The organism is Nonomuraea sp. NBC_00507 (assembly GCF_036013525.1).
GTDB lineage: Bacteria > Actinomycetota > Actinomycetes > Streptosporangiales > Streptosporangiaceae > Nonomuraea.
In genome coordinates, this window is sequence record NZ_CP107853.1 from 2,998,058 (window position 1) to 3,022,662 (window position 24,605).

Genomic DNA, 24,605 nt, shown 5'->3' on the forward strand with positions numbered 1-24,605 from the left:
AACCTGCGGCACCCGCTTCGGAGAGCTCGAGCCGTACAGAGTCCAGTATGCCCACTAATAGGCGATATACGGCTGTCGTTCGACGTCCATCGCGTCCTCCGCAATAGCCTCTCGTCACCCATCACTTGACTGCTGTATGGCCTGGTCGGAGCGACCTCCGTAGCGAGAGCCTCGCAGGGCGTTCCTGCACTACGGATGCGGGTGTCTTCATGGAATTGGCGTTGCTACAGTCGGCTCGGCCTGGGCGGCCTCCGTTTTAGCCCTAACCAGTCGCCGGCCAAGCCGACGTGGATGCCCCCTCAAGAGTGAGAAGCGGCTTTACCTTATCCGCGCCCCATGCCTTGCCTAGGAAGCCGGCCGGTTGCCATACGTACTTCTCAGTGGCGGCCACGGCCCGTGCCCTTCGCGAGAGAGCAGGACGTTTCGGCGTTTTTGCCCCGCTTGTACATGTCGTTGACTGTCCGTCCAGGCACGCCGGTGATGGGTCCGCAATTGCCGTGCCGGATAACGCGGTCAGGCCGAGCGCCGTGCCGTGAGAAGTCAGATGATCATTGCGCCAATCTATGGGACGGGAACCCTGTCTGTGTTGCCCTCGCCGCTGCGGCCGGTCACTACCTCGATCAGGCGTAGGAGCAGCTCACCCCCGAGCTGGCGGACCATTTCGGGTTCGGACCGCATGAGCTCGTCTCTGATTTGTACCGAAGTCGAGAACTTGTCCGCGATTTCCAGGATGGCCACCCGCTCGCGCTCCAGGATTCGACCGCATGTCTCGGTCGGATGCAACGGCGTAAAGGTGTTCGGGTCGTCGGTGAAGATCATGTAGAACGGTGAGGAGTCACCCCTGTCCATGAAAACCTCCTGGCGTGGTTGGCTTTGACGCTAGGAAGAGTCCGCACCGCAGGTCCATGAACGTTCCCTGGCGGGAACCTGACGGCAGACCGCGGGAACCTGCCCGATCCGCCCTGCGATCCTGGGCACCTGACGATCTCGATATCTAGGCTGGAGCCCGTTTGCATCGGCTGCCCGCTGGTTGCCGCTGTAGTCGTGGAGAAGGGACATCCTGCCACCGGTGGCCGTCCATGTCGTGGTTGTCGACCCTCTGCCCATGTATCGCCAGGGGGTCGCAGCCGTCCTGTCCACGGCGGGCCATGTGGTCGAGTCCCCGGCCGACGTGCTGGCGTGGGTGCGCCAGGAGCAGCGTGGCGTGGTGTTGCTGACCCTCGTACGCGAGCAGGACTGGGAACTGCTCGGGCGGCTACACGACGCGGGCGGCGGGCACGGCGTGATCGCGCTGATCGCGGAGGAGTCCATCGTGCTCGGGACGCGGGCGGTGAGGGCCGGCGCCCGCTCCGTACTGCCGCGCGAGGTGACGGCGGCCGTGCTGCGGCGCACGGTGGAGGCTACGTTCGATGGGCAGGCGGTCCTGCCGGCGGGTGTGCTCACCGCGCTCGCCACCGGGGCGCACCGAGCCGATGTCGGCCCGCAGACGCTCAGCCCGCAACAGCTCTCGTGGCTGAGACAACTCGCCGAAGGCATGACGGTGGCCGAACTGGCTGACCGGGCCGGCTACTCCGAGCGCGCGATGTTCCGGCTGCTCCAGGCGCTCTACCGGGAGATGGGCGTCTCCACGCGCATCCAGGCGATCGTGCGCGCGCAGGAACGGGGCTGGCTCGCAGCCGTGACTGACCTGCTCGAGGACGCGGAGCAGGGGCTCAGGGGCACCCGCCGCTGAGACCGCCCGCCGCCGTGCTCACGATCCGCTGGTACGCACCTGCGCCGCGGCGAGAACGTCGATGACCGGCCGCAGCAGCCCCGGTGGCCGGGCGCAGGCGTCCAGCCGCTCGAGCAGGAAGATCCACTGATCGACCAGGCCGGGCGTCGGCTCCCTGGGCCTAAGGGGGTCCCGGGTCGTGGCGCGGGCCGTCTTGAAGGCCGCGATGGCGTCCCTGAGCTCGCCCTCGCCGTCCAGGAACCGGCCGCAGCCGGCGAACCCCTTGAAGTCCCAGGCCATGACGTCGTGCCGGTCCTGCTTGATGTGGGCTTCGGCCTCGGCCAGCAGGAGCCGGAACAGCTCGCCCGCCCGGCCGCCACGAGTGTCACCACCGAGAGCCGCCGCGACCAGCGCGTGGAGTGCCGGCGCCAGGAGCGAAGCGCCGCGGTGGTGGTATGGCATGGCGGCCTCGATCTGCCGTGCGGCCCTGTCGAGGTCGTTGTCCTTGAGATGGGCCAGGCAGAGGGTGGTGCGCGCCCGCAGCAGGATGGCGGGATCGGTGAATCTTCGCGCGAGTTCCACCGCCCGCCGCGCCGTCCGGATCGCCTCCTTGGGATCGCGCTCGAGCAGCAGGTAGGCGTGCCCGTTGTGGTAGAGGCTCTGCAGCCAGTCCTGGCCGCGCCCGTCCAGCTCCCCCCGGACGATCTCGTCCATTTGGTCGGCGGCCCCCCATTGGCCGAGCTCGGCATGCCATCGGGCCAGCTTCATGCCGATGTCGACGCTCCTGCGCGCGGTGAAGTCCCGCATCTCCGGCTTGTCGGGGTATCCCTCCGACTCCGGTACGGCACGAGCCTTCCTGGCACATCGGATCGCCTCGGTGTACTCGCCCCAGTGCCGATGGCAGTCCGCCAGCCCTCCGAAGATGTTCATCCGCAGCGGCAGCAGGCGGCGGTAGGCCTCCGGGTCGCTCTTGAGCAGCTTGTCGTGGTCGTCGCGGGCCAGCTTGTAGTAGTCGTACGCGGTCTCGACCTCGTAGCACTGCCAGTACGCCCTGGCCCAATTGGCGCGGATCTCCGCCCGGATGGGCAGGTCCCGCAGGGCGTTTGCGTATTCGAGTGCCTTGCCGTACGCGTGGTTGGCCTTGGCGAAGTCGCCCATGGACATGTACAGGACACCGAGCGCGTTGTGGTTGGTCATCTCGCTCATCTCGCTGCGGAGCCTTCCGCGCAGCTTCTCGCGCGCTTCGAGCAGGAGGGGGGCGCGGTTCCGCTTGCGCAGCTCCGGGTCGAGTTCGTCCTGGATCCGGCGGTGGGCGCGATCCCACAGATCGCCCGTCCGCATCAGCGCCCTGAGCTCGGCGAGATGGAGGCGCAGGTCCGCGAGGGTGTGTGGCGAGGTGACTCGCCGGTCGTGGAGCTCGTAACCGGCACGGCGCAGCAGGTGGTACCACTTGCTGTCCACGGGCCCGTCCTCGTCCGGCAGGCCGGCCCACTTCCGTTCGGCCTCCGACAGGGACAGGCGGTATTCGCCGTGGGCCGTCTCCACGGCTACGCGCCTTTCCACCAGCCTTGTCAGCGCGTCCCGCACCTCGTCGGCCGGATGCGGTTCGTGGTGCTCCGCGACGACGAGGGCGCACACCGCGTCGAGGCGGACGGAGGTCCCGTAGGCGTCGAGGGCCTCGAGCGCGCGGCGCTCCAGGGGATTGAGGCCGGCGATGACGTGCTGGATGAGGAAGCCCAGTATGTCATCCTCGCTCTCGAGGCGTCTGAGTTCGGCAGCTAGCCTGGCGGGTGTCTCTCGGGCGGAGCGGAAGGCGGCGCAGGCGAGTTCGCCGCGGCGGGGGTTGCCCCGCAGCTGGCCGTGCAGCCTGGCCACCGCCTTGATCACGGGCCTGTCGTCGCCGGCCACCCGCTGAAGGTACTTGAAGAAGTCTCCGGGCTCGAGCCCCTCGACGGTGATCTGGTCCTGGCGCTCTGGCCAGGTGCCCCGCCCGAGGGCCTTCGGCGGGTGCCGCGTCATCAGGATCAGGGTGACCTGGTGCTGGGTGTCTTTCGCGAGGATCTCGAACGCCTCGTCCAACTCGGGGTCCCGCAACTGTCGCGTGACGGGGTCGAGCAGGTTCTCCACGTGCCTGACGGCGATCACCACGGGGGTGTCCCGGTGGCTGTCCAGGGCGGCCGCTAGCTGGTCGATGGGAGGATTATGGAGGCCGATCGCCTCCCGTAACGCCACGTCGTCCTCGGACAGGTTCTCGATGTCGGCGATCAGTCTGCCGACGTCGATGCCCGCGCCCGGATCCAGGTCCGGGGCGACCTCGCGGCGGACGACCCGTGGCCGGGACCGGCCGGACGGACCGGGAAGCGCGTTCTCCAGCTCCCACAGCGCCTCTTCCACAAGCTCCGTCTTCCCGATCCCTGGGGGACCGGTGACGATGACGATGCCCGACGCGCCGCCGGTCAGTCGCTGCCGCAGAACGGAAAGCTCCTTGGTGCGGTCGATGATGCCCGGGTTCCGGCGCGGAGTGGTCGCGGGCGGGGAGACGGCCTCGTGAGGCCGCTCGCGCTGCGGCTGTTCTTCCGCCCCTGGGGTCTGGACGATCGTCTTCTTGGCGAGCCGGATTTGGTATAGCCCGATGAAGACACTGGTCAAAAGGCTAAGGATGCCAGCGATCTGATTGAGGATTCCCACGTACTTATGGTTCGGATCCTTTGAGTCGACTAGGACGTTCCACCAGTTCAGGGCATTGCCCCAGGCGATCACTGCCACCATAAGCGTGATGCCACCCAGCCACCATAATTTCCGCCTGCTCCCCACCACGTCATCATTGCGCCAGGCTCACGGACGAAAAAGCCAGGTTCATGCCACCGTGCGCGCGCATCCCCTACCTGGCCTGGGCCGACACACGCTCGGCCTCCTCGAAGGGCTGCTCGAAGGCGTGCCTGCTGAGCTCGCCAAGGGCGACATCGACCGCTGGCTGGGCCGCCGGACGCCCGGCGAAGCCAGTGCCGAGCTGCTTCGCCGCCGCCTCCGGCGCACCCGCCGTGGCGAGGCATCGCACTCAGCGTCGCCGACCGGCTCGGACCCCGAGGCGCAGCCCCACATCGCGTTGCCGCCTCCGTCCTGGTGGCTTCCCTCCAACCGTGGGCAACCATTCTGGTTGATCCGAAATATTGCGCCTATTCAGCCTCAAAAGGGTGCAATATCTTGGTCACAGTCACACCGGCAAGTCTTCCTCTCGAACCAAACGGCGGATTAGCTGGAAGCTTAGTTCAATAGTCATTTGGCGTCGAAGGCAAGAGGGGGACAGTATCTAAAGTTCCTTGGGCTATTTTTGGCAGTCGTCATCCGCAAAGCCATCTCATGTCAGCATCAGCGCTCGTTCCCTGTCGTCCGAGCCTATGAAGCCGGCGGATTTCCACATGGATGACATGGAGATAGTGCGCCAGTTCCGGCAGCTGGCGCAGTTGCATTCCGACGGGTCACTTACGGACGAGGAGAAGGCCACGGTCGGCGTGCGAGACGACGCGCCGGCCAATTCCAAAGCGCGTTTCGAGGTCTACGGCGACGGCAACCGGCTCCTCCGAAAGGATCTCTCCTTCGACTAAGCAGATAAGATCGACGTCGATGTGACCCGCGTGCTCCGACTGAGACTCGTGAACACCTGGTTGACCGGGGACTCCGCGTACTCGGTCGTGAGGAGACACCGTCCTGGAGAAATGAGCGGGCTAGTCTAGGACGAGCGATGCCGCATCCGCTTGGCCTCGCGGGTGCGGTAACGCCCGAGCGCACCCAGTCTCGTGCGCATGATCAACAGCACACACGCCGTGCTGAGCGGTTGCAAGGGCTTCGTAGATCTCAGTGTGTCAGCGCATACTTTGCTCTTGGCCTGGGCTTCCCGGTGCTGAGGGCGTCCAACATCGTTGGACGCCATGATCGTTCGTCGCGCGGCCCGAGAACTTCACAGATTCACCATATCCACGTCAGATTCGAACAGGTGGTCTTGCTTTAGGCCTACGCCTGCTGGTTAGCGTTGTAGAAGGAGCGACGGGCGGACCATCTGACGCTGTTATCCGAGGCCTATGGCCTGGAGTTCCAATGGGTGATATCGATATAGTGAGTCAGCTCAGACGGTTGGCGCAGCTGCACTCCGACGGTTGCCTCACAGACGAAGAATTTGCTCTCGCCAAGGAGCGGCTTCTGTCGCGAGCCGCCGACTTTGCCGATTCGGCCAAGGCCGCCGAGAGTTTCGATACCCAGACCACCAGACCCCTATCGCATGGTGGCCACCTCCAAGAACCGAGGGCCAACACACTAAGTTCGAGGACAGGCAAAGGCCTGGCTGCCGTCTCATTTCTCGTCGCAGGAATGTTGACGCTGCTCTTCTTCTTTACGCTACCCATGGGTACTCTGCCCATTCTAGGTTCGTTTACTGCCTCGGATCTGGCTAACATGCCCTCTGAGGAGGCCACACAGAAAGTTCTTTGGCTGGTTCCAGCAGCCGGCGTTGCTATAGCCGGTGCAGGGTTGCGGCTTTGTGGATCGAACGTAACCTCCCACACCCGCAATAATGTATCTACCGTCGTGCTAGCCCTCACGATTCTGGTCGTGCTTATCTATGTCATCGCCCTCGGCTACGCCCTGTACCTCCTCGACCAATCCGGAATATCGGCGCTGGGATACAGCGCTACGGATCTCATCGGAACCGGATTCTGGCTCGTTCTCGGTGCCATGGTCATTGCCGGAGGAGTCGCGGTGGCAGAGCTGATTCAGTCCGCTCTTGGGGCTCGGAAGGATGCCCTAGGCTCTAAGGGGACGACCGACGCGAATACCGGACCAATAACAGCTCGCCAGGTGGGAGCGGAATTGCTTGCGCTGGTCCGCCGTCGCTTCCCGCCCATCAGGCCGCAAGACTTCATCCCGGCTGTACCGCACGACGACACCGACTCGGACGAGCGGTCCCCCGCAAAAAGGCAAACGCATGGATCACAGAGGCGGTTGTCGAATATCTTCGTCTTGAGCGCGACGCTCCTTATCCTATTCACACTGACAGGCATCGTCGTCCTCGTAAATATTAATAGTGATGAACCCACGGACGAAGGCGGGACAGAAACGACTCAAGCTCCGATTGGCAGTCCCGACGCAACATCACAGGCGAATTTCTCATTCGAAGAAACGCGTCTAGTCCCGGCCAATCAGTACTGGATTGATTCGGGCATCAATGTTGAGAGCGGGCGGCTTGAGTTTGTCTCTGACGGAATGGTAAAAACGTCAGAGGCGCTCGATCCAAATATCGATATCTACTCTCCGCAAGGTCAATCTTCTACGATAGCGCCATACGGTCGGAACTTTCCTGGGCCAGGACTTCACCCTTACTCGCTCATTGGCAAGGTCGGCGATGGCGAGGTGTTCGAGGTAGGCCGCGAAGCTTCCGTTCAGATAGCCGAGCCCGGACGACTCTATCTAGGCATAAATGACGATTTCGTTGAGGATAATTCTGGGGAGTGGAGCGTGACGATCAAGTTCAACGGAACCACGGAGACCAAGGCTGCCGAGAGCCTGCTCTCCCTCGCCCGTCCCGCCACGTCGTCGTCGATCGAGAAGGCGGCGCTGGGGCCGGAAAAGGCGTTCGACGGCGACTTCACCACCCGATGGGGATCCCTCGAGTTCACGGACCTCCAGTGGCTCCAGATCGATCTCGGATCGCCCAAGACCATCTCCCGCGTGAGACTTTTCTGGGAGACGGCGTACGGGAAGACCTACCAGATCCAGGTGTCGAACGACGCCGCCGTCTGGACGACCGTCTATGAAACCGCGGCCGGCGATGGCAACGAGGACGATCTGACTGGTCTTTCCGGCACGGGCAGATACGTTCGCATGTACGGGACGGAACGGGGCACCAGGTTCGGGTATTCGCTCTATGAGATGCAGGTCTACGGTAGATGACCGGCCGTCGCTCACGACGTGCGCCGTTCAGCTGGTTGATCATGATCCTGGCGCTGATCGTCGGCTTCGGTGTCGCAGGCACCGGCGGTGTCGTCACCGTCAGCTCCTCCGAACTGACCCGAGGCTGGTCACTCCGATCAGCGGAGGACGTCACCGACACCGGAGCCGCCATCTCCCAGGTCGGCTACGACACCGCGGGATGGCACCCGATCACCCTTCCCTCCACTGTCCTGGCAGGCCTGGTAGCAAACGGCGTCCACCAAAACATCTTCTTCGGGACGAACCTCCAGAAAGTCCCCGACCTAACCCAGCAAGAGTGGTGGTTCCGAGGCGAGTTCCCCGCTGTCCGCACCTCAGCGGGACAGGTGTACTGGCTCCGGTTCAAAGGGATCAGCTACCGCGCGCAGATCTGGCTGAACGGACGGCGACTCGATCCCGACGCCGTCGGCACCATGGTGACCCGCGAGTACAACGTCACCCGGCGCATCCGTCCCGGCACAACCAATGCGCTGGCCATCCGCGTCACCCCACCGGCGCGTGACTGCCACGACCTCTCCTTCTGCACCGTCGACTGGAACCCTGAGGCCCCCGACATGAACGCCGGTCTCTGGGGCAAGACGCTTCTCGACACGACCGGCGCTGTCGCGCTGAGGGATCCGTATGTCAAGACGACCCTCCCCCTGCCCGAGACGGACGCGGCAGACCTGACCGTGTACGTCGACGCGATCAACGCGGCAGACACCCCGGTGACCGCGACCATCAGCGGATCCATCACCAAGGCCGGCCGGCCCACGATCTCCTTCAGCAAGGAGGTGACGCTCGCCCCCGGCCAACGCAGGAATGTCACCTTCGACACGAAGGCCCACTCACAGCTCCACGTCGCCAATCCCGCTCTGTGGTGGCCTCACCAGTTCGGCGAGCCGGAGCTCTACAGTCTTTCCATGACCGCCGCGGTCTCGGGATCGACGTCCGACCGCAAGTCGATCGACTTCGGCGTCCGGCAGTTCACCGGCTACCGCACCACGGTCAACGGGACGTCCTTTGCCGGCTACAAGGTCAACGGCCGTCCCATCCTGTTCCGGGGTGGGGGATACGTCTGGGACCTGCTCCAGCGCTGGGACACCAGAACCAACCAGGCTCACATTGACTACACCAAGAACATGGGCCTCAACACCATCCGTCTGGAGGGCACTCTCGGCAACGAGGAACTCTACGACCTGGCCGACAGGGCCGGGATCATGCTCATGTCCGGCTTCGTCTGCTGCAGCGCCTGGGAGAACGACAGGAGCTGGTCTCCGGAGCAAGAACGAGTGGCCTACGCCTCATTGGACAGCCAGATGAGGGCGCTGCGTCATCACGCCAGCAGCTTCCTGTGGACGTACGGGAGCGACCGGCCCCCCACTGAGGCACGACTGGACGGTTACAAGCGCATCGCCCGCATGCTGCACTGGCAGAATCCCACCTTGGACAGCGTCGCCACCTGGGCAGATCCCAACGCCGGCATGAAGATGGACGGGCCCTACGTATGGGAGCCACCCGTGCTGTGGTGGGACCCCAGCCGATCGGGCAGTGCGTTCGGCACCACCGCCGAGCAAGGCGCACAAGCCCCTCCACCACTGGAAAGCCTGGAACGGTTCATCCCCCCGGACGACCGGTGGCCGATCGGCACAGTCTGGAACTACCACGCGGGCAAGCCGGGCACCCCATTCGACCACATCACCCCGTACACCGACGGAGTCGACAAGAGATACGGCAAAGCCAACGGCGCCGACGACTTTTCCCGGAAATCCGAGCTGCAGAACTACGAGACCACTCGATCGTTCTTCGAAGCCTGGAGCGCACGTCAACACACCCAGACGTTCGGCACCATCTTCTGGATGCTGAACAACGCGTGGCCGTCGCTCCACTGGAACCTCTATGACTACTACTTCAAGCCAGGCGGCGGATATTTCGGCGCCAAGAAGGCCACCGAGCCGATCCACGCAAGCTATGACTACCTCACACGGAACGTGCACGTGGTCAACTCGACCCTCGCAGCTCGCACGGCACTGACCGCGACGGCGAGTGTCTATGACATCCCGTCTCTGACCCGGAAGTACACGGCCACCGCTCAGGTCTCCTCCCCGGCCAATGCCTCGGTGCGGGTGCTGAAAATTCCTCCATTGACCGGCCTGTCGAGGACGTTTTTCCTGCGGCTTCAGCTCCGGGACGCCAACGGCTCGAGTGTCAGCGACAACCTCTACTGGTACTCCACGCGTCCTGACGCGCTCGGCAACGCCGATAACCACTACCAGACGGAGATCGACGGTTTCGCGGACCTGAGCGGCCTCAACAGGCTGGCTCCCAACCGGCACCTTGAGGCCGCGGCAAGCCGTTCCCTGTCCGGCGGCCGAGAGACCGTCACCATCACCCTCACCAATGCCAGCCCAACCAATCTCGCCTTCTTCGTACGGCCCGAAATCACGGCAGGCGACAACGGCAGGGAAGTCCTGCCGGTCATTTACAGCGACAACTACCTCTCGCTCTGGCCCGGCGAATCCACCAGCATCACCGCGACCTACGAGACGGCCGCGCTGCACGGGCAGTTGCCTTACCTGAGGGTACGGGGCTACAACGTATCTACCACGTCGACTCCGGTGCACCGTTAGGTGCTCACTACAGTGCCTTTTCGCCTCGTGCTCCTTATGACCGTCTGCTCTGAGCTCGCTAACCTCGTGGTCCTGAGTGAGCGTGAGGTGCCCGGAGACGAGCAGGGCCGAGGGCGGAAGCACGCGGCGGCCATAACGCCCGCTGTAGGAGACCGGGGGCTAGTCCGGGTGTTCTGGTGGCTTGAGCTGGATAAATCTTCTAAGCAATACGTGAGCTTTTCAAGATCATCCCGCTCATATCCCCGGTGTATGGCGTTGTCGGACGGGCTGTCGGCGGTGACGACCACGTCAGGGATGATGCCGAGCGCGTGTGCGACAACGCCTCCATTGCCGCCGACAACCTTCTTTCCAGCGGCGGTGTCTCGGCTGGTCAGGGGCCCACGTTGACACGTCAGGGTCATCCATCCCACTTCAAGCAGTCTGGATGGCCTGGGCTACGTGATCTCACGTCTAGTGCTGTAGCGAGCTGAATCCGGAAGCCACGCTTCAGGTGCGTATAGAACCTGCGTGGTGCGGCGTTGCACCGCACCACGTGGCCATCCGCTGGCGGTGAACCTGTAGGTCATGGAGGACAGCCGTGATCCGGCGTGGCCGGGGAGATCGCCGATCTCCACCCGGCATGACGCGCCCGAATTATGAGCATCGGCTAATCCATAACGACATCCACCCAGTACACGGTTCTTCGGCAAGCAGCCGCCATTCAGTTGGAAACGGGAAACAAGAAGACCGGCCTTGTCCACCCAGCACCGCTGGCGCACTCTTACAGGCAGTGACTCTCGGTTCCGTGACTGTGCGGGAGGTCCAAGGTGGTCCAAGAGCACGCCTGCTTCGGCCGAGAATTACGTAGGCGACGCCTCGCCGCCAGCCTTACCCTCACTGGCCTGTCCAAGCTCGTCCACTACAGCAAGGCCCAGTTGAGCAAGGTCGAGAGGGGTTTGAAAGCACCCAGCCAGGAGTTGGCCCGCCTGTGTGACACCGCGCTCGGCGCCGCAGGCGATCTCGCTGCCTTGGTCCCCATCCGGCCCACCGCCACGGGCGTCACCGAAGCGAGAAGCAGCGAGGAGGAGGTGTGGCTGATGCAATTGTCCGGCAACGGGCAGAGCTGGTTTCAGCCGTTGAGCCGGCGACAGGTGATGGCCATGGGCGTCGCGTCGGTTGCCAGCATGAGCATCGGTCGCCAGGACATCGCCTTCCCTGCCGAGGACACGACTCTGCTGGGGATGTCCCGTGCCCTGTTCGACCACTACCGTCAGCTTGGTCAGGTGGCCGGCCCGGAGCTGTTGCTACCCGCGCTCATCGCCCAGATCCACTCGCTTCAGGAGCTGTCCTCTCGTACGGGGCCAAGCACCGGGGTCGGGCTCTTGCGGCTCGCCTCGCGGTACGCCGAGTACGCCGGGTGGATGATGCAGGAGATCGGCAACGATCAGGCGGCCTTGTGGTGGACCCGGCGGGCGATCGACCTCGCGGCCGCAGGTGGCGATCGCGACTTGGCCGCGTACGGGCACGTCCGCCACGCACTGGTCACGCTGTATCGCGACGATCCGCCACAGACGATCGAGCTGGCGAAGCGGGCGCAGAGCACCGGGCTGCCGCCCCGCATCCGTGGCTTGGCCGCGCAGCGCGAGGCACAGGGGCACGCCCTCGCGGGTGACTACGACTCGTGCATGCGTAGTCTCGACCAGGCCCGCGCCCTACTGGATCAGCACGTGCCCAACCCGAAGTCACCCGTTATCGGCACGACCAATCTGTCCGACCCGGTCGGCATGATCACGGGCTGGTGCTTACATGATCTAGGCCGACCGCAGGAAGCGGCCGAGGTCATCGGCAGGCAGCTGGCGTTCGTGCCGCCGCAGGCGCTGCGGACCCGCGCTCGCTACGGCATGCGTCATGCTCTCGCCCACGCCATGGCGGGCGAGATCGAGCACGCCTGTCACCTTGCCAGCCAACTGCTTGGCAACGCCATCACCGTGAGCTCGGCCACCATCGCACAGGACATGCGCGCTCTCTCTCGGACGCTCGCTCGTCATCCGAAAAATCCGGCGGCATGCGAGCTGGCGCCGGAACTCGCCTCGGTCTTGCAAGCGGTCAACCCGCACATCCAGAGAAGGAGCATCTAGTGACGTACGAGGTGTTCATCAACTACCGCACAGGGGACGCCGAGAAGATCGCGGCTCTGATCGAGCGGGATCTCTCGCACCGTTTCGGAAATGAGCACGTCTTCCGCGCTTCCAAGTCCATCCCGCCCGGGGCCGCGTATCCTCGCGAGCTGATCAACGCGGTACGCCGCAGCTCCGTCGTGCTCGTCGTCGTGGGCGAGAACTGGTCGAGGCGTCCCGAACTGCACGATGAGAACGACTGGGTACGCAGGGAAATCCTCGAGGCGTTCACCTGCGGCATCGAAGTGATCCCCGTCCTGGACGGCAGGAAGACCGAGCGCCTGAATCCCGCCGATCTGCCCGAGGCGCTGAAGCGGCTCGCCGACGTGCAATCGGTGCGGCTGGACCTCCATGACCTGCAGTCAGGTCTCACTCGCATCGGTGACCTGCTGGCCGCGAAACTGCCCCGGCTCAAGGCCGTGGATCGATCCATCCGCCAGGAACCGAAGGACGGCAGCGTGAGCAACTCGGTCGGCGAAGTCCAAGGGACCGCCATCCAGAGCCGCGATATCACCGGCGACGTCGGCACGGTCATCAAGGGCAATCAAGGACCGGTCCACACCGGCAAGGGTGACCTCTACCACCATTCCCCCCACGTCTCCGGGACCGGCGCGACGTACATCGCTGGCGGCAACCAGGGCGGCATCCGGCATGACTTCGGCGGAGCCCGCCGGAAAGAGGAGGACGAAAGTTGACCGAGGTCTCGGACGTCCACGGGCCTGTGCACACGGGAACTGGAGATCTCTACTACATGGAGGCGGCGCGGGGCCGAGGCCCCCGATTGACCTTCATCGAGGAGCTGGACTGGCTTTGGCGGCGTTTCGTCAACCCGCCCGGCCATGGCCGGGCGAGCGACATCCTCGAGACCTGCCGGACGCTACTCCTGGACGGCGCACCCGGTAGCGGCAGGATCGCCACCGCGAAGGTACTGCTGCGCGAGCTGTCCTCCGGCACCGAACGGTTCCACGAGTTGGCGTGGGAGGAAGAGAACGGGCGATACCGGCTGGAACCGGCCTCCGTTGGCGATGACGACCGCGTGTGGCTGGACCTGTCACGAGCCGACGAGCGGGCCTGGCGCTGTTTCCAGGAGGAATTGTCCTCGTTGCGCAAGATGGTCGTCGATCACACCGCCCTCCTGGTGATCGTCCTGCCGGACAAAGGACGCGAAGGACTCTGGCCCGAGTTCGGCCGGTTCCACTCGAGGATCGGCCGTCCTCCAGCCCAAGAGGTGCTTCGCCGCTACTTGCGGCTGGCAGGCGTACCGGGGGCTGTGAGCATCCCTCCACCCGAGTTCCTGAGGGCCGAGCGGCCCGTCAGGGAGATCGCCAAGTTCGCTGATCTCGTTGTCTCGGCATACAAGAACGCATCTGAAGCCTCATGCTCTGCTTGGTACGAATCCGCGGAAGGCGCCTACGCGGGCCATGGAACGGGGCTGGCTGAGGCCATCAAGGAGCTGCGTCACGGCCCGCAGCGGGCATTGCTCCTGGCCACGGCCATGCTGCACAACGCCCATGTCGACCACATCCATAACGCGGCCGTAGGGCTGCTCGACGTCGTTGGCTATGCCGACGAACGACATTCTTTGGAACGTGCCGATCTTGTCACAAGCCTCGGCGAAATCGATGCAGTCCTAGACGACAACGGTCACGTACGGTTCAAGGAACTCGGGTACGACGCCGCCGTCCGCGCACTCTTCTGGCACCACATGCCGGGGTTACGGGACGGAATTCAGCGATGGGTCGGAAAGATGATCGACGATCCGAGCCTGCCTGACAACGATCGCTACCAGTTGGCGGCGCGCTTCGCGGACCAGTGCCTGCACCCGAGGTACCGGCAGGCCCTGGTCGAGTCAGTTGCCGAGTGGACCAAAGGGCCGATGACCTACCGCAGGCAGATGGCGGCCGACCGAGCGCTGCGCCGCGCGCTCACAGCGGAGGAACACGGCATGTTCTTCCGCAAGCAGATCTACAACTGGGCGCGCGACGCCCACCTCTCCGAGTCGCTGGCTCAAGTGATCATCAGGATGTGCACCGAGGTCATCGCCGTCACCCACCCTGACCAGGCCGTAGTGCGCCTCCACCACCGGGCCCGGCGCGAGAGCCGCAGCACGAATGCCCGTACGGCGCTGCTGGAAATGGTTGCGGGCGACCCATGGCTCCGCCGGCTGCTGCTTGTCCGGCTCACCCGCCTCCCCATGAACGGCAGGGAGTGGCCGATCGACGTCGAACTCCTCATCGACCTCGCCGATCCCGCCACGTTCACCGCCCCTGGCAGCCGCGATCGGCCGCTTGTCGCCGAAGCCGAGGTACGAGCCATGTTGACCGAGGGGTGGAGACGCGTCTTCTGCGAGTGCGCCGAGGCGGCCTGGCAAGGAAGGCTGCGGCAGTGGCTCATCACGGCCCTTCACGATGATCGCCATCGCGACCTGCTCGTCGACATCCTCATCGACGGGAGCGAGCAGCGCGGCGAGGTCCTAGGCCGTCTGTACACCGAGGCTCGCAGCCTGTCCCGCTCCACGGCGGATGACCGGGAACGCTCCGCCACCTTTCTCAACGTCGTCCTACGGAAGATCTGCACCGCCCAAGGTATCCAGGTCAGCTGATCAATCACTGTGGAGGGCACCATGAGTTCGGGCCGCAACACGGTCATGATCTACCTCTACGTCGTCGGCGGGCTCCTACTGGCGGGCCTCATCACCTTCGCTCCCCGCCAGATATGGCTGCCGGCGCTCGCGGCGGCGCTCGTTGCCGGGGCGGCTCCGCCGATCAGAGCCATGATTCGACGCCGGGCAAGTACCCCGACAGAACCGACAACTCTCTACGTGCCCCCACCCCCGCCTCCAGTAGAGCCTCGCCAGCACCGGGTAGAGAACGTACCGTTGCCGAGCGAGGAGGACGATTACGACTTCCTGTTCTCCGCCACCATCCTGTGGTCACCGCTCCAGCGGACATGGGACGACCGACGCGTCAATCCGGAGGCGCTGGCCGTGAATGCCATCCTCAAACGCGCCCAGAAGATCACCGAGCACCGTGAACCGAGCCGGGCCTCGCTCGTCGCGCACGAACTGGGCGGATTCCTGGGCTCGATGGAGCCGGACCCCACCGACTGCGTCCAGGCGATGGCCGAATCCATCCAGGTCACTCTCTCCGCGGAGGACCAGGAGCGCCTGAACAAGCTGGCCGCCGTACGGAAGGACAAGGTGGTCTGGGAACACGGTCGCAAATATGAGCAGAGCAAGCGCGAGTACCTCGGTGAGGACGTGCTCAAAGACACCGGCAGCGCGGTGGTGTGGTGGCTGGTCAAGAACGACGACCATGTGGAGAGGACGGTGAATGACCTCGGCCTGCTTGCCAGGCTCACCTCGGCGGCCAACAACAGAGAGCTGCCTGAGTCGAACGGCTACGCGAGCATGCCTTTCGAGCCGTTCGGCGAGACACCGTCTCCGAATGGGAGCTCGCCGGTGGACCACCTGGCCGCCTTCTTGCGGACCATAGATCTACGGGAGCGGGACCTGTTCACGCACCAGGTAGCTCTGCTGGTCGGCAACTATGGCCAGCCAGATGTAGCCGATGAGCTCCTCCGCAGGTTCGGGCTGTCCGACTCAGAGCCTCCTCGCGATGCGGAGGTTCCGCAGGACGACGACGGCCCGAACGGCCCGGACGGTTCCCAGCCGAACGGGTGGGACGAGGAGATCTGAGGAGATCATGGAAGCAGAGCTCGTGGCGCTGGCAACCTCTGGCGCGACCACGCTGATCACGTTGATGATCTCCGACGCGTGGGCGCAGGCGAAAGAGGGGCTCGCAGGCATGCTTGGCCGGGCGGGAAATGACGATGACGTGCTGCGGGAGTTGGAAACCTCCCGTGCCGACCTGGTGGACGCCCTCACGCGCGGCGACGGTGCGCGCGCGGCCGCGATCGAGGCTGAGTGGCGGACCCGCCTGCTGAGGCTGCTCCAAGAGGTCCCGGACTCGGCCGATGCCCTACGGAGCCTTCCGGCTTCGCCGACGGGCACGGTTTACAACCACATCAGCGGGGTGGTGCGGTCCGGCGTGGTCGTTCAGGCCGGACGGATCGACGGGTCCACTTTCTACGCTCCGCCGGATACGACCTAAGGCAGATCTTGTCAGGTGGAGGAGGGCTGTGTACGGAGCCGGAGTCCATGCAGCCTTTGCTGCGACAAATCGGCCCATAAGCTTTCGCTGTGGGACTCTCCGATCTTCGTCGTGAAATGATCCTCGCCGCCATGGCGGAGTACGACCGGATGGGCCGGGATGCGTTCCTGGAGACGTACGGGTACGGGCCGGCCCGACGACCTGCTCGTTTACGACGAAGTCGCCAGCCGGATCAGAGGCAGTCTCCGCCTCGCTCCGCAACACACGATCAAAATCGCGCATGTCGCCTACCACCGCCAGGTAGCCGGCCAAGCCACAGGGAGAACTTCGGCCGTGCCGCGCAATGACGGTCCCTGATCACTGGCCAGCAGCTCCAAGCACTTCTGTCCTGGGCGGTACTCTGGCACCTTTCTTAGGGGAGTGGAGGTTATTCCTCCTGATTGATCCGCTTGAGCTGGGCAAATGGCCTAACACGGCGCGTGCGCCGAGTAAGATCATCCCGTGCATGTCCCCGATTCCAGCCGCGAGAGCAACCACGTCATCCGGTGGCCGACCCGGAGCGCAGGTTGCCCGGCTCGAGCACCGGAATCGTAGCGGCTCAACGGCCATAACCCGGAGGTACCGGGCAACGTTACGGGTGAGGACGCGTTCGGGCAGCGCCAGGAGCGGTAGTTGAAGCGAGAGGAAGGGCGCCGGCCTCGTCAACGGCGTGATCGATGCCGAAGTTGAGCGCGCTGTGCAGGATAAGACGGTGTCAACAGGTGCCGTCAGATGTAGGGCTATGCCGTGTGACTTTCGAGACGGTCCTGGGTCAGCGATCTGCTGACTTTCACAGACTCCGGCTTCCCAGCGGAGGGGGCAAGTGTCCGCGGTCTGCTGAGGACGATGGAAACGGCCCTCGGTGGCACCTGCCGGGGGCCGTTTGCATGTCCGGTCGAGGTCAGCAGATCTTGTAGTCGTCCCGCGTCGAGTTGTACGAGCAGGAGTCCACCAGCGTGCCAGACGGGTTCCGCAGGTACGCGGTGTCCCTGGCCTGGTTCCAGATGTAGGCGAAGGTCCCCCCGCTCCTGCCCCAGTAGCGCGTGGTGGTGGTGTTCTTACCTTTGCCGGTCCGCACGGTGACCGTCTTCCCGGCTCCGAGGGTGAATGCGCCGAATGTGTAGACGTGATCCGACCGGTTCGTCTTGTCGCGGAGGGTCCACCCCTTGAGGCTGACGGCCTTCTTGGTCGTGTTCTTGATCTGTGCGTACTCGCCGTTCAGGCTGCTGTTCGCGCCGAAGTCTGGCGAGCCGGGCGAGTCGTAGTAGATCTTGGTGATTTGAATGGCCGGGCCCGCCGCGTAGGCGGGCTGGGAGACGACGACCACGCCAGCGGCCAGCATGGCGGCCGTCAGCAGAGATCGGGTACGCACAGGGATGCTCCTGGGGTGGGGGAAATGATCCAAATCAATCATATTGATGGGATTAAGATATCGATGGAACGTTCCTGCATCGGTTTGGTATCCGATAGAGCTTTTGCGTACCGGTCGTTCATGGGGGGATCGGCCTGGTTTGTGCCGCTCGTAGCGGACACGATGTCGGAAAGACCGTCAAACGGGACCATACCGTGACAGTGCAAAACTGCGCAGTTTAAAGATCACGTCCAGAGCTGCGTCTTCCGGAGGCCTGGGAGGAGAGAACGATGAGGGCCGATCTCATTGAGAAATCGGCCCCTGACTAGCATGAGCTCTTCCAATTAAAGCTGCCGCTGCTATTCGAACTACGCAGACGGAGCGCAGATCGCGAAGGCGAGCGCACCGGTTTGGATGGTTTCTCCCTCAGGAATCTTGATTCGGACAGTCCAATCCCTTGTGCTGGGCGTTCCATCGCTCCGTACTGGTTCGTTAACTGTGGTGATAGTGCCAGGAGACGGATGCCACCAGATATGCTGACCACCGCCGATAACTACCTCGCCATCGGCACACTGAAGGGTTGCACCGTAGAACCCTCCGCAGTGGTTCTGGAACTCTGCCCTGATTATGCGCGTGGACCTGATGCCGGGAGCGCCGTCCTTGCCGTCTTTCCCGTCTGCGCCCTTGAGTGAGGCAAGGAATTCAGCTTCGGTTCCGGTGAAGCCGTTTTCTAGGGCGATCTCGTAGGCGCTCTTGCCGTCGTTTCCGGTGGCACCCGCAGGCCCAGTCGAGCCTCGCGGTCCAGGTTCGCCCCTGAGTGAGGAGAGGAACTCGGCCTCGGTTCCGGTGAACCCCTGCTCGACAGCGATCGCGTAAGCGCTTTCGCCGTCAGCGTCATCGGCGCCGTTCGTGCCAGCCGGGCCCTGGGGCCCTTGGATGCCTGTTGGGCGTCACTGGCTATGAGCGCAGAACGTCACTGCCGATGAGTATGAACACGGCGATACGTCCTGACCGATAATTTCCGGCCATGCTCGTGCTGACGCCGTGATGCTCGTCATGGCGGCCAGCGTCTGGAGGAGTCGCGCCCCGTCGTCGGCATCACACTCCTCGCGGCAAGTGCCGGGCAGGAAGTTCTCGAGATGCAGCCGCGACCAGCGAACCTTCCGCGGGGGCCTTGACGAAACTGCCCTGACGCGGCTGGTTTCTCAATCTGCGCAGCGCGTGGCAGCCGCATCGTGTAGGCAAGCTGTTCAGGGAAGGTCGGGGATGCGTTCGCCACGCTTCGCAGGGCGCTGGGTTGGCGATGAAGCCGGCCACGCAACGTCGTCGATCGCAAGCCACGGCGCGACGGCCAGGGCCGTGGGCGTGAGCCCGGCAAACGTCGTGACCTCGCGGTGGAGGTGGGACTGGTCGACGTAGCCGCTCTCGGTGGCAACCCGGACGGCGGCGTGACCCGCCGCGAGAAGGTGGGCGGCGTGGTCGAAGCGCACCAGTCGGGCGGCGCGTTTGGGTGTGATGCCGAGCTGGGACCGGAAGCGGGACCACAGGCGCTTGCGGCTCCAGCCGACCTCGTCCGCCAGGCCGTCGACCCGCACCCGCCCCCGGCTGGTGAGCGTCCGCCGCCAGGTGTAGGCGACCTGCGGATCGACCGGTGGGTGGGCGCCCAGCCGTCGGCCGAGGATGTCCACCGCGGTCGTGAACCGTTCGTCCCACGACGCGGCGGCGCGCAGCCTGCCCTCGGCTTGCCCAGCGTCGTGGCCCCAGACATCCTCAAGGGCTACCACCGTCCCGCTGAGCTCGGTCGATGCGCCGAACAACGCAGCCGCCGCGACCGGCTCCAGCCGGATCTGGAGGCACTCGCCGACTCCCCAGCCAGTTGCCCGAAGATCGCCGGGGAGGAGCCCGACGACGACACTGCCGCGCTCGTGCCGGCCATGGGTTTCGTAGACGACGCCTTCTCCCTCGCTCAGATCGACGAGCAGGGTGACGGACGGGTACGCGACCATGGAGATTTCCACAAAGGCCGGGGCACGATGGCGGAACCCGGCCATGCTGACCCCGGGCAGCCGAACCGACGGGCGTGGGACTGCGACGTCCACCCACGCCCGGTCAGGTGGCGTCCCGGTCGACAACACGTGACCAGTCTAGGCCTCAGGGATCATGGGGGGCTGTCAGCGGCCCGTTGCCGTGAAGCCCAGCAGCAGTTTGCTGGTCGTCTCGGGCGCTTCCAACATGGGTAGGTGCCCGACGCCGGGCAGCAGCTCGACCCGCGCGTTCGGCACCGCGTCGTACTTGTGCGCCGACGATGGCTGCCAACGGGGGTCGGCAGCGCCGAAGATCACCAGCACTGGGACCTCGAGGGCGGCGAGACGCTCGGGCACGCTCCGCTCGGCGATGTACGCGGTGTTCCGGCGCAGCACCGTCCTCATCACGCGGTAGGTGATGCCCCGTACGTCGGCGACCACGTCTTCCGGGAGGTCCACCGGGTGAGCGGCCGTCGCGCTGATCCCCCTGCGGATCATCGCATCCGAACGCCTCGACCACAGGAGCGGGCCCAAAGGCGGGGCCAACAGGACCCGAAGGATGAACGGCTGCTGAAGGAGCGCATCCAGACTTGGGCCGCTACTGATCAGTGCAAGCGAACTCACGAGGTCGGGACGTTGTTCGGCAAGCGCGGTGGCGACGTAGCCGCCGCTGGAGTGCCCGACCGCGGCGACGTGACGAAGGCCGAGGTCGTCCAGCAGCGCCGCCACCTGACCAGCCTGTGCAGGCACGTCGTACGACGGCGCGGGCGGGGACTGGCCGCAGCCCGGGAGGTCGACCCGGATGACGTGATGGTGGCCGGCCAGTGCCGGGACCACCGTGCTCCAGAAGCCGCCCGAGGCCCCGATCCGTGGATGAGCAACAACGGGGGCGCCTGCCGCGGGCCGTCATGGACCACGTGGATCCCATGCGAGTGCTCAATGTCGTACTCACTCATGCGGAGACTATGCACGGGCGGTCGACTATCAGTCTTGGACAAATGTTCCCGCGCAGTTGACGACCGACGGCCCGCCACCATCGTCGCAGTCCCCGGAGGCGGCGCTGTCATGGGCAGATGAGGACGACATCGCCCTTCCAGCACGGGGCACGCTCGATCAGTCAGCACTGCGTGCCCGCGGGCAGGCGAGGGCCACGATGCCGAACACCTCGTCATACTCACGATCGTGTCGCCTATCCCCACAGGGTTTCGGTCCCCAACGTGCTCGATCCCGGCGACGTTTCATGCTCATGCCGAGCGACGGGTAACAGGATGCCCTGAGGGCCAGGTTCGCCCTGCGGGCCCTCTTGCTGCCAGGAGACCCGATTTTTCGAACGCCGGAGCCCCGAGAGACTGCAAGTGGGCAGTGATGCGGCCGGGGCCGCCCCATCCCCAGACAGTCAGCTGGCTTCGGCATGCGCTTGCAGTTCACGGATCTTCCACTCCACCCCAGCGATCCGCCGCGCATCGGAGGCTCTCGATCGGCTGATCGGGACTGGATTTAGTGAAGATCCCGGTAATCTCAGGACGTATCGGTGATGCGGCCCGACGGGCTTCCGCTCTGATGGCGGACACGCCCCCATACCGCACGAGTCTTTCGTGCTGCCTGGGGGTAGATCCGTGGCCGTTTTCCGGCATTCGGCGGAAAGTCTGGTCCAGCTGGTGTCCGAGTCGGTGCCCGAACGCGTCCTCAGCGATGTGATCGCGGACAACCTGCGCGCCACCCAAGGGATCAATCCAGGTAAGGGTGAACGCAAGTCCTGGGACCGAAGCATCCCGATCCTGGCCAGGGATCTGGTCGAAGCCGGACTTGGCGGCGTCGAGATGCTCATCGAGTACCAACTCCCATTAACCAGCAAGCGGGCCGACGTCATCCTCGCCGGGCGCGACCGGCGGACGGGAGCCGACTCCTACCTGATCGTCGAGCTCAAGCAGTGGAGCCAGGCCGAGTTGTACGAGGACGACGCCGATCTTGTCCTGGTGTCGGGCATGGGCGATCGGCCCAAGCTTCACCCGGTCGTGCAGGTACGGGGCTACTGCGAATACCTGGCCGATTTCGTCGGGGCCCTCGATCAGCACAGGAACGCGGTGCGCGGGGTTGCTTACCTGCACAACGCCAGCGATCCGGACATCCACGATCTCTATGACCACGTCGAGGACGAGCGGACCCGGCTCTTCAGCAAGACACGTAGGGGCCAGTTCGTCGACTACCTCAAGTCTCAGTTCGCGCCCGAGTCCGGGGCTGCGTCGGCCGATCGCCTGCTGTCCAGCGCCATCCGGCCCTCCAAGCAGCTGCTGAAGGTCGCCGCGGGCGAGATCAAGAACCGCGACCAGTTCGTCCTGCTGGCCGAGCAGCGTCTGGCCTACGAGATGGTGCTGCACGCGGTGGAGAAGGCACGGGCGGACAACTCGAAGCAGGTAGTGATCATCACGGGAGGACCCGGCTCCGGCAAGAGCGTCATCGCGCTGTCCCTGCTGGGCGAGGTCTCAGATCGCGGCTACTCGGCTCTGCATGCCACCGGTTCGCGCTCCTTCACCGAGACGATGAGGCGCGTTGTCGCCAAGGGGTCGAACCGGATGAAGGCGATGTTCAAGTACTTCAACAACTTCATGACCGCCAAGCCCAACGACCTGGATGTGCTGATCTGCGACGAGGCCCACCGCATTCGCGAGACCTCGGCCAACCGGTTTACCAGGTCGGCCGAGCGGACGGGCCGGCCACAGCTGGACGAGCTGATCGCGGCCGCGCGGGTGCCGGTGTTCCTGCTGGATGAGCATCAGGTGGTACGGCCGGGGGAGATGGGGCGGGTCGCTGACATCACGGCCTACGCCCAGTCTCTCGGCCTTGCCGTACACGAGGTCGATCTGGACGCGCAGTTCCGCTGCGGTGGGAGCCGCAAGTACGAGGAGTGGGTGCTGCGGCTGCTGGGCCTGGACGGCGGCGCTCCGGAGGCGTGGACGGGTGACGATCACTTCACCGTTTCCCTCGCCGAGTCGCCATACGAGTTAGAGGCACTGTTGAGGAGCAGGCTGAAAGCAGGGTATTCGGCGCGGATGACGGCGGGATTCTGCTGGCCCTGGAGTGCTCCGAACGGGGATGACAGCCTGGTCGCGGACGTACGGGTCGGTGACTGGGCGCGACCGTGGAACGTCAAGGGTGACAGGGCTGTGGGGAACGCTCCGGCCAGTGCCTTGTGGGCCTCAGCGCCCGGTGGCTTCGAGCAGGTGGGGTGCGTCTACACCGCGCAGGGCTTCGAGTACGACTGGAATGGCGTGATCTTCGGTCCGGACCTCGTCTATCGCGACGGCAAGCTTGTCACTGTGCGCAGCGCCAGCAAGGACCCAGCGCTGGTGCGCAGGGGAGTCAGCGACGAACAGGCGGACCGGCTGATCCGCAACACCTACAAGGTGCTGCTGACTCGCGGCATGATGGGCACCACGGTGTACTCGGTCGATCCAGCGACGCAGGAGTTCCTCGCGGGGCTGCTGGAGCCTCGTGTATGAGGGGTCGCCTGGCCTTGGCGATACGCGCGAGCATCGCCTCGTCCATGCCGGCCAGAGTACGGTGGTGGTGAAGTCCGACGGCGCCGCCTGATGGGCTCGCAGCCGCTCGGCCTCCAGCACTTTGCGCGTCCCACAGACGATCCCCCTGGCCAGGCTGAGGCCAGGCGCAAGTGACCCCCTCCGCGAGCTGACCATCGACCTCACCCGGACTACCAACCCCAAGGCAAGCCCCAAAACGACGAAACTCGCGACCCTGTAGGTTCGCGGGTTTCCGATGTCCTGAGACATCACAGAGTGCCCCCGGCAGAATTCGAGCCGGCGGCATCTGCTTTAGGAGAGCGAGGGCAGTATTGCGTTCCCACGGGGCGTGACCTGCGAAAACGTCCGGCGCCATGGCGGCGATTCGTATGATCATCCCGCACATGTCTCCCACCCTCTGAAACGCGGCCACTTGTCTCGGTGGCAAGCGGCTGGGGGAGGGCGGTTTGCGTCCGTCTGGCATGCCCCGGCAGCATTCGATGCACGATATGAGATGTGAGCGCCTGCACATGGTGAGCGCTCTGCTGAGACCGGACTTCACCCTCAATGATCAGCTTGCTCGGATATATGCCAGGCTCGTCGGAAGGGCGCGAAGCTGTGTGTACCAGGGCGCAACCTGCCCCTTGGCCTGATATAGCCGCTTAACCACCCAGTTGTCCTGTATAGGGGCCTTGGTTGCAGTGCGCGAATATGAAGGCCCTGAGGCTTACGGTGCGATAATGGCCGCATCCAACCTACCCCTAGGAGTAACATGTCCTCGGAACCGGGCACCGTGATCGTTCCTGTGCGGACCAAAACGGGTGATTTGGTTCATATCTCCGCCACACCCGTCACTGCTTCCATTGACGGCGAGATCGAACTGTCCTCACGTGCCTACAAGCTCAAGGATGCCCTGTCAGAGCTCACTGGATTCGCAGCCGACGTGGTGGAGACCCTTCGTAAATTAGAAACAAACAAGCTGACCGTAGAATTTGGCTGTGAGTTCGCTGTGGAGAGCGGCAAGCTGCTGGCCGTCGTAGGGAAAGGCACCGGCAAGTCGGCTGTCAAGGTGACGATGGAGTGGACACGCCCGGACAACTGAC

At 64.6% G+C, this 24,605-nt stretch carries 17 protein-coding genes; 11 read left to right on the forward strand and 6 right to left on the reverse strand.

Going from position 1 to position 24,605, the window contains the following annotated elements; genetic code table 11:
- Positions 1 to 561 precede the first annotated feature (561 nt).
- Positions 562 to 849, reverse strand: a complete 288-nt coding sequence (locus OHA25_RS15200; protein ID WP_327588208.1) for a hypothetical protein — start codon at positions 847 to 849, stop codon at positions 562 to 564.
- 256 nt (positions 850 to 1,105) lie between these two features.
- Here OHA25_RS15200 and OHA25_RS15205 point away from each other — a divergent pair, with 256 nt between their 5' ends.
- The gene (locus OHA25_RS15205; RefSeq protein ID WP_327588209.1) at positions 1,106 to 1,732 is read left to right on the forward strand and encodes a response regulator transcription factor; all 627 of its coding nucleotides are present in this window, start codon (positions 1,106 to 1,108) and stop codon (positions 1,730 to 1,732) included.
- A gap of 18 nt (positions 1,733 to 1,750) precedes the next feature.
- Here OHA25_RS15205 and OHA25_RS15210 read toward each other — a convergent pair whose 3' ends face one another.
- Positions 1,751 to 4,360, reverse strand: coding sequence for a hypothetical protein (locus OHA25_RS15210; RefSeq protein ID WP_327588210.1), 2,610 nt, complete (start codon positions 4,358 to 4,360; stop codon positions 1,751 to 1,753).
- Between the two features lie 232 nt (positions 4,361 to 4,592).
- The gene (locus OHA25_RS15215) at positions 4,593 to 4,769 is read right to left on the reverse strand and encodes a hypothetical protein (RefSeq protein ID WP_327588211.1); all 177 of its coding nucleotides are present in this window, start codon (positions 4,767 to 4,769) and stop codon (positions 4,593 to 4,595) included.
- 361 nt (positions 4,770 to 5,130) lie between these two features.
- Here OHA25_RS15215 and OHA25_RS15220 point away from each other — a divergent pair, with 361 nt between their 5' ends.
- The 8 genes from OHA25_RS15220 (at position 5,131) to OHA25_RS15255 (ending at position 16,570) form a co-directional block, all read left to right on the forward strand.
- Positions 5,131 to 5,316, forward strand: coding sequence for a hypothetical protein (locus OHA25_RS15220; RefSeq protein WP_327588212.1), 186 nt, complete (start codon positions 5,131 to 5,133; stop codon positions 5,314 to 5,316).
- A 490-nt stretch (positions 5,317 to 5,806) separates the two neighbouring features.
- Positions 5,807 to 7,654 carry a discoidin domain-containing protein gene (locus OHA25_RS15225; RefSeq protein ID WP_327588213.1) on the forward strand — a complete coding sequence of 616 codons (1,848 nt, stop codon included), beginning with the start codon at positions 5,807 to 5,809 and terminating at the stop codon, positions 7,652 to 7,654.
- Positions 7,651 to 10,302 carry a glycoside hydrolase family 2 protein gene (locus OHA25_RS15230; RefSeq protein WP_327588214.1) on the forward strand — a complete coding sequence of 884 codons (2,652 nt, stop codon included), beginning with the start codon at positions 7,651 to 7,653 and terminating at the stop codon, positions 10,300 to 10,302. Before OHA25_RS15225 ends, OHA25_RS15230 begins: the two co-directional genes overlap by 4 nt.
- An 806-nt stretch (positions 10,303 to 11,108) precedes the next feature.
- A complete protein-coding gene (locus OHA25_RS15235; RefSeq protein ID WP_327588215.1) occupies positions 11,109 to 12,419 on the forward strand; it encodes a helix-turn-helix domain-containing protein in 1,311 nt (436 codons plus the stop codon).
- Positions 12,419 to 13,153: a TIR domain-containing protein gene (locus OHA25_RS15240; protein WP_327588216.1), complete on the forward strand. Its 735-nt coding sequence runs from the start codon at positions 12,419 to 12,421 to the stop codon at positions 13,151 to 13,153. The genes OHA25_RS15235 and OHA25_RS15240 overlap by 1 nt, the downstream gene beginning before the upstream one ends.
- Positions 13,150 to 15,060 carry a hypothetical protein gene (locus tag OHA25_RS15245; RefSeq protein WP_327588217.1) on the forward strand — a complete coding sequence of 637 codons (1,911 nt, stop codon included), beginning with the start codon at positions 13,150 to 13,152 and terminating at the stop codon, positions 15,058 to 15,060. The genes OHA25_RS15240 and OHA25_RS15245 overlap by 4 nt, the downstream gene beginning before the upstream one ends.
- A 21-nt stretch (positions 15,061 to 15,081) precedes the next feature.
- Positions 15,082 to 16,155 (forward strand): hypothetical protein, encoded by a 1,074-nt coding sequence (locus tag OHA25_RS15250; protein WP_327588218.1) that lies wholly within the window; start codon positions 15,082 to 15,084, stop codon positions 16,153 to 16,155.
- Positions 16,156 to 16,162: 7 nt separating this feature from the next.
- Positions 16,163 to 16,570 (forward strand): hypothetical protein, encoded by a 408-nt coding sequence (locus tag OHA25_RS15255; protein ID WP_327588219.1) that lies wholly within the window; start codon positions 16,163 to 16,165, stop codon positions 16,568 to 16,570.
- 940 nt (positions 16,571 to 17,510) lie between these two features.
- On the opposite strand, the gene OHA25_RS15260 is transcribed toward OHA25_RS15255, so the two are convergent.
- The 3 genes from OHA25_RS15260 to OHA25_RS15270 form a co-directional block, all read right to left on the reverse strand.
- Positions 17,511 to 17,981, reverse strand: a complete 471-nt coding sequence (locus OHA25_RS15260; RefSeq protein WP_305925567.1) for a lamin tail domain-containing protein — start codon at positions 17,979 to 17,981, stop codon at positions 17,511 to 17,513.
- A gap of 1,229 nt (positions 17,982 to 19,210) precedes the next feature.
- The gene (locus tag OHA25_RS15265) at positions 19,211 to 20,095 is read right to left on the reverse strand and encodes a helix-turn-helix domain-containing protein (RefSeq protein WP_327588220.1); all 885 of its coding nucleotides are present in this window, start codon (positions 20,093 to 20,095) and stop codon (positions 19,211 to 19,213) included.
- Between the two features lie 36 nt (positions 20,096 to 20,131).
- Positions 20,132 to 20,821: an alpha/beta fold hydrolase gene (locus tag OHA25_RS15270; protein ID WP_327588221.1), complete on the reverse strand. Its 690-nt coding sequence runs from the start codon at positions 20,819 to 20,821 to the stop codon at positions 20,132 to 20,134.
- Between the two features lie 779 nt (positions 20,822 to 21,600).
- Between OHA25_RS15270 and OHA25_RS15275 the strand changes: the two genes are divergently transcribed.
- Both OHA25_RS15275 and OHA25_RS15280 read left to right on the forward strand, forming a co-directional pair.
- Complete coding sequence (locus OHA25_RS15275; RefSeq protein WP_327588222.1) at positions 21,601 to 23,484, forward strand: DNA/RNA helicase domain-containing protein; 1,884 nt, start codon at positions 21,601 to 21,603, stop codon at positions 23,482 to 23,484.
- A gap of 790 nt (positions 23,485 to 24,274) precedes the next feature.
- A complete protein-coding gene (locus OHA25_RS15280; RefSeq protein WP_327588223.1) occupies positions 24,275 to 24,604 on the forward strand; it encodes a CU044_2847 family protein in 330 nt (109 codons plus the stop codon).
- The last annotated feature ends 1 nt before the right edge of the window (position 24,605 follow it).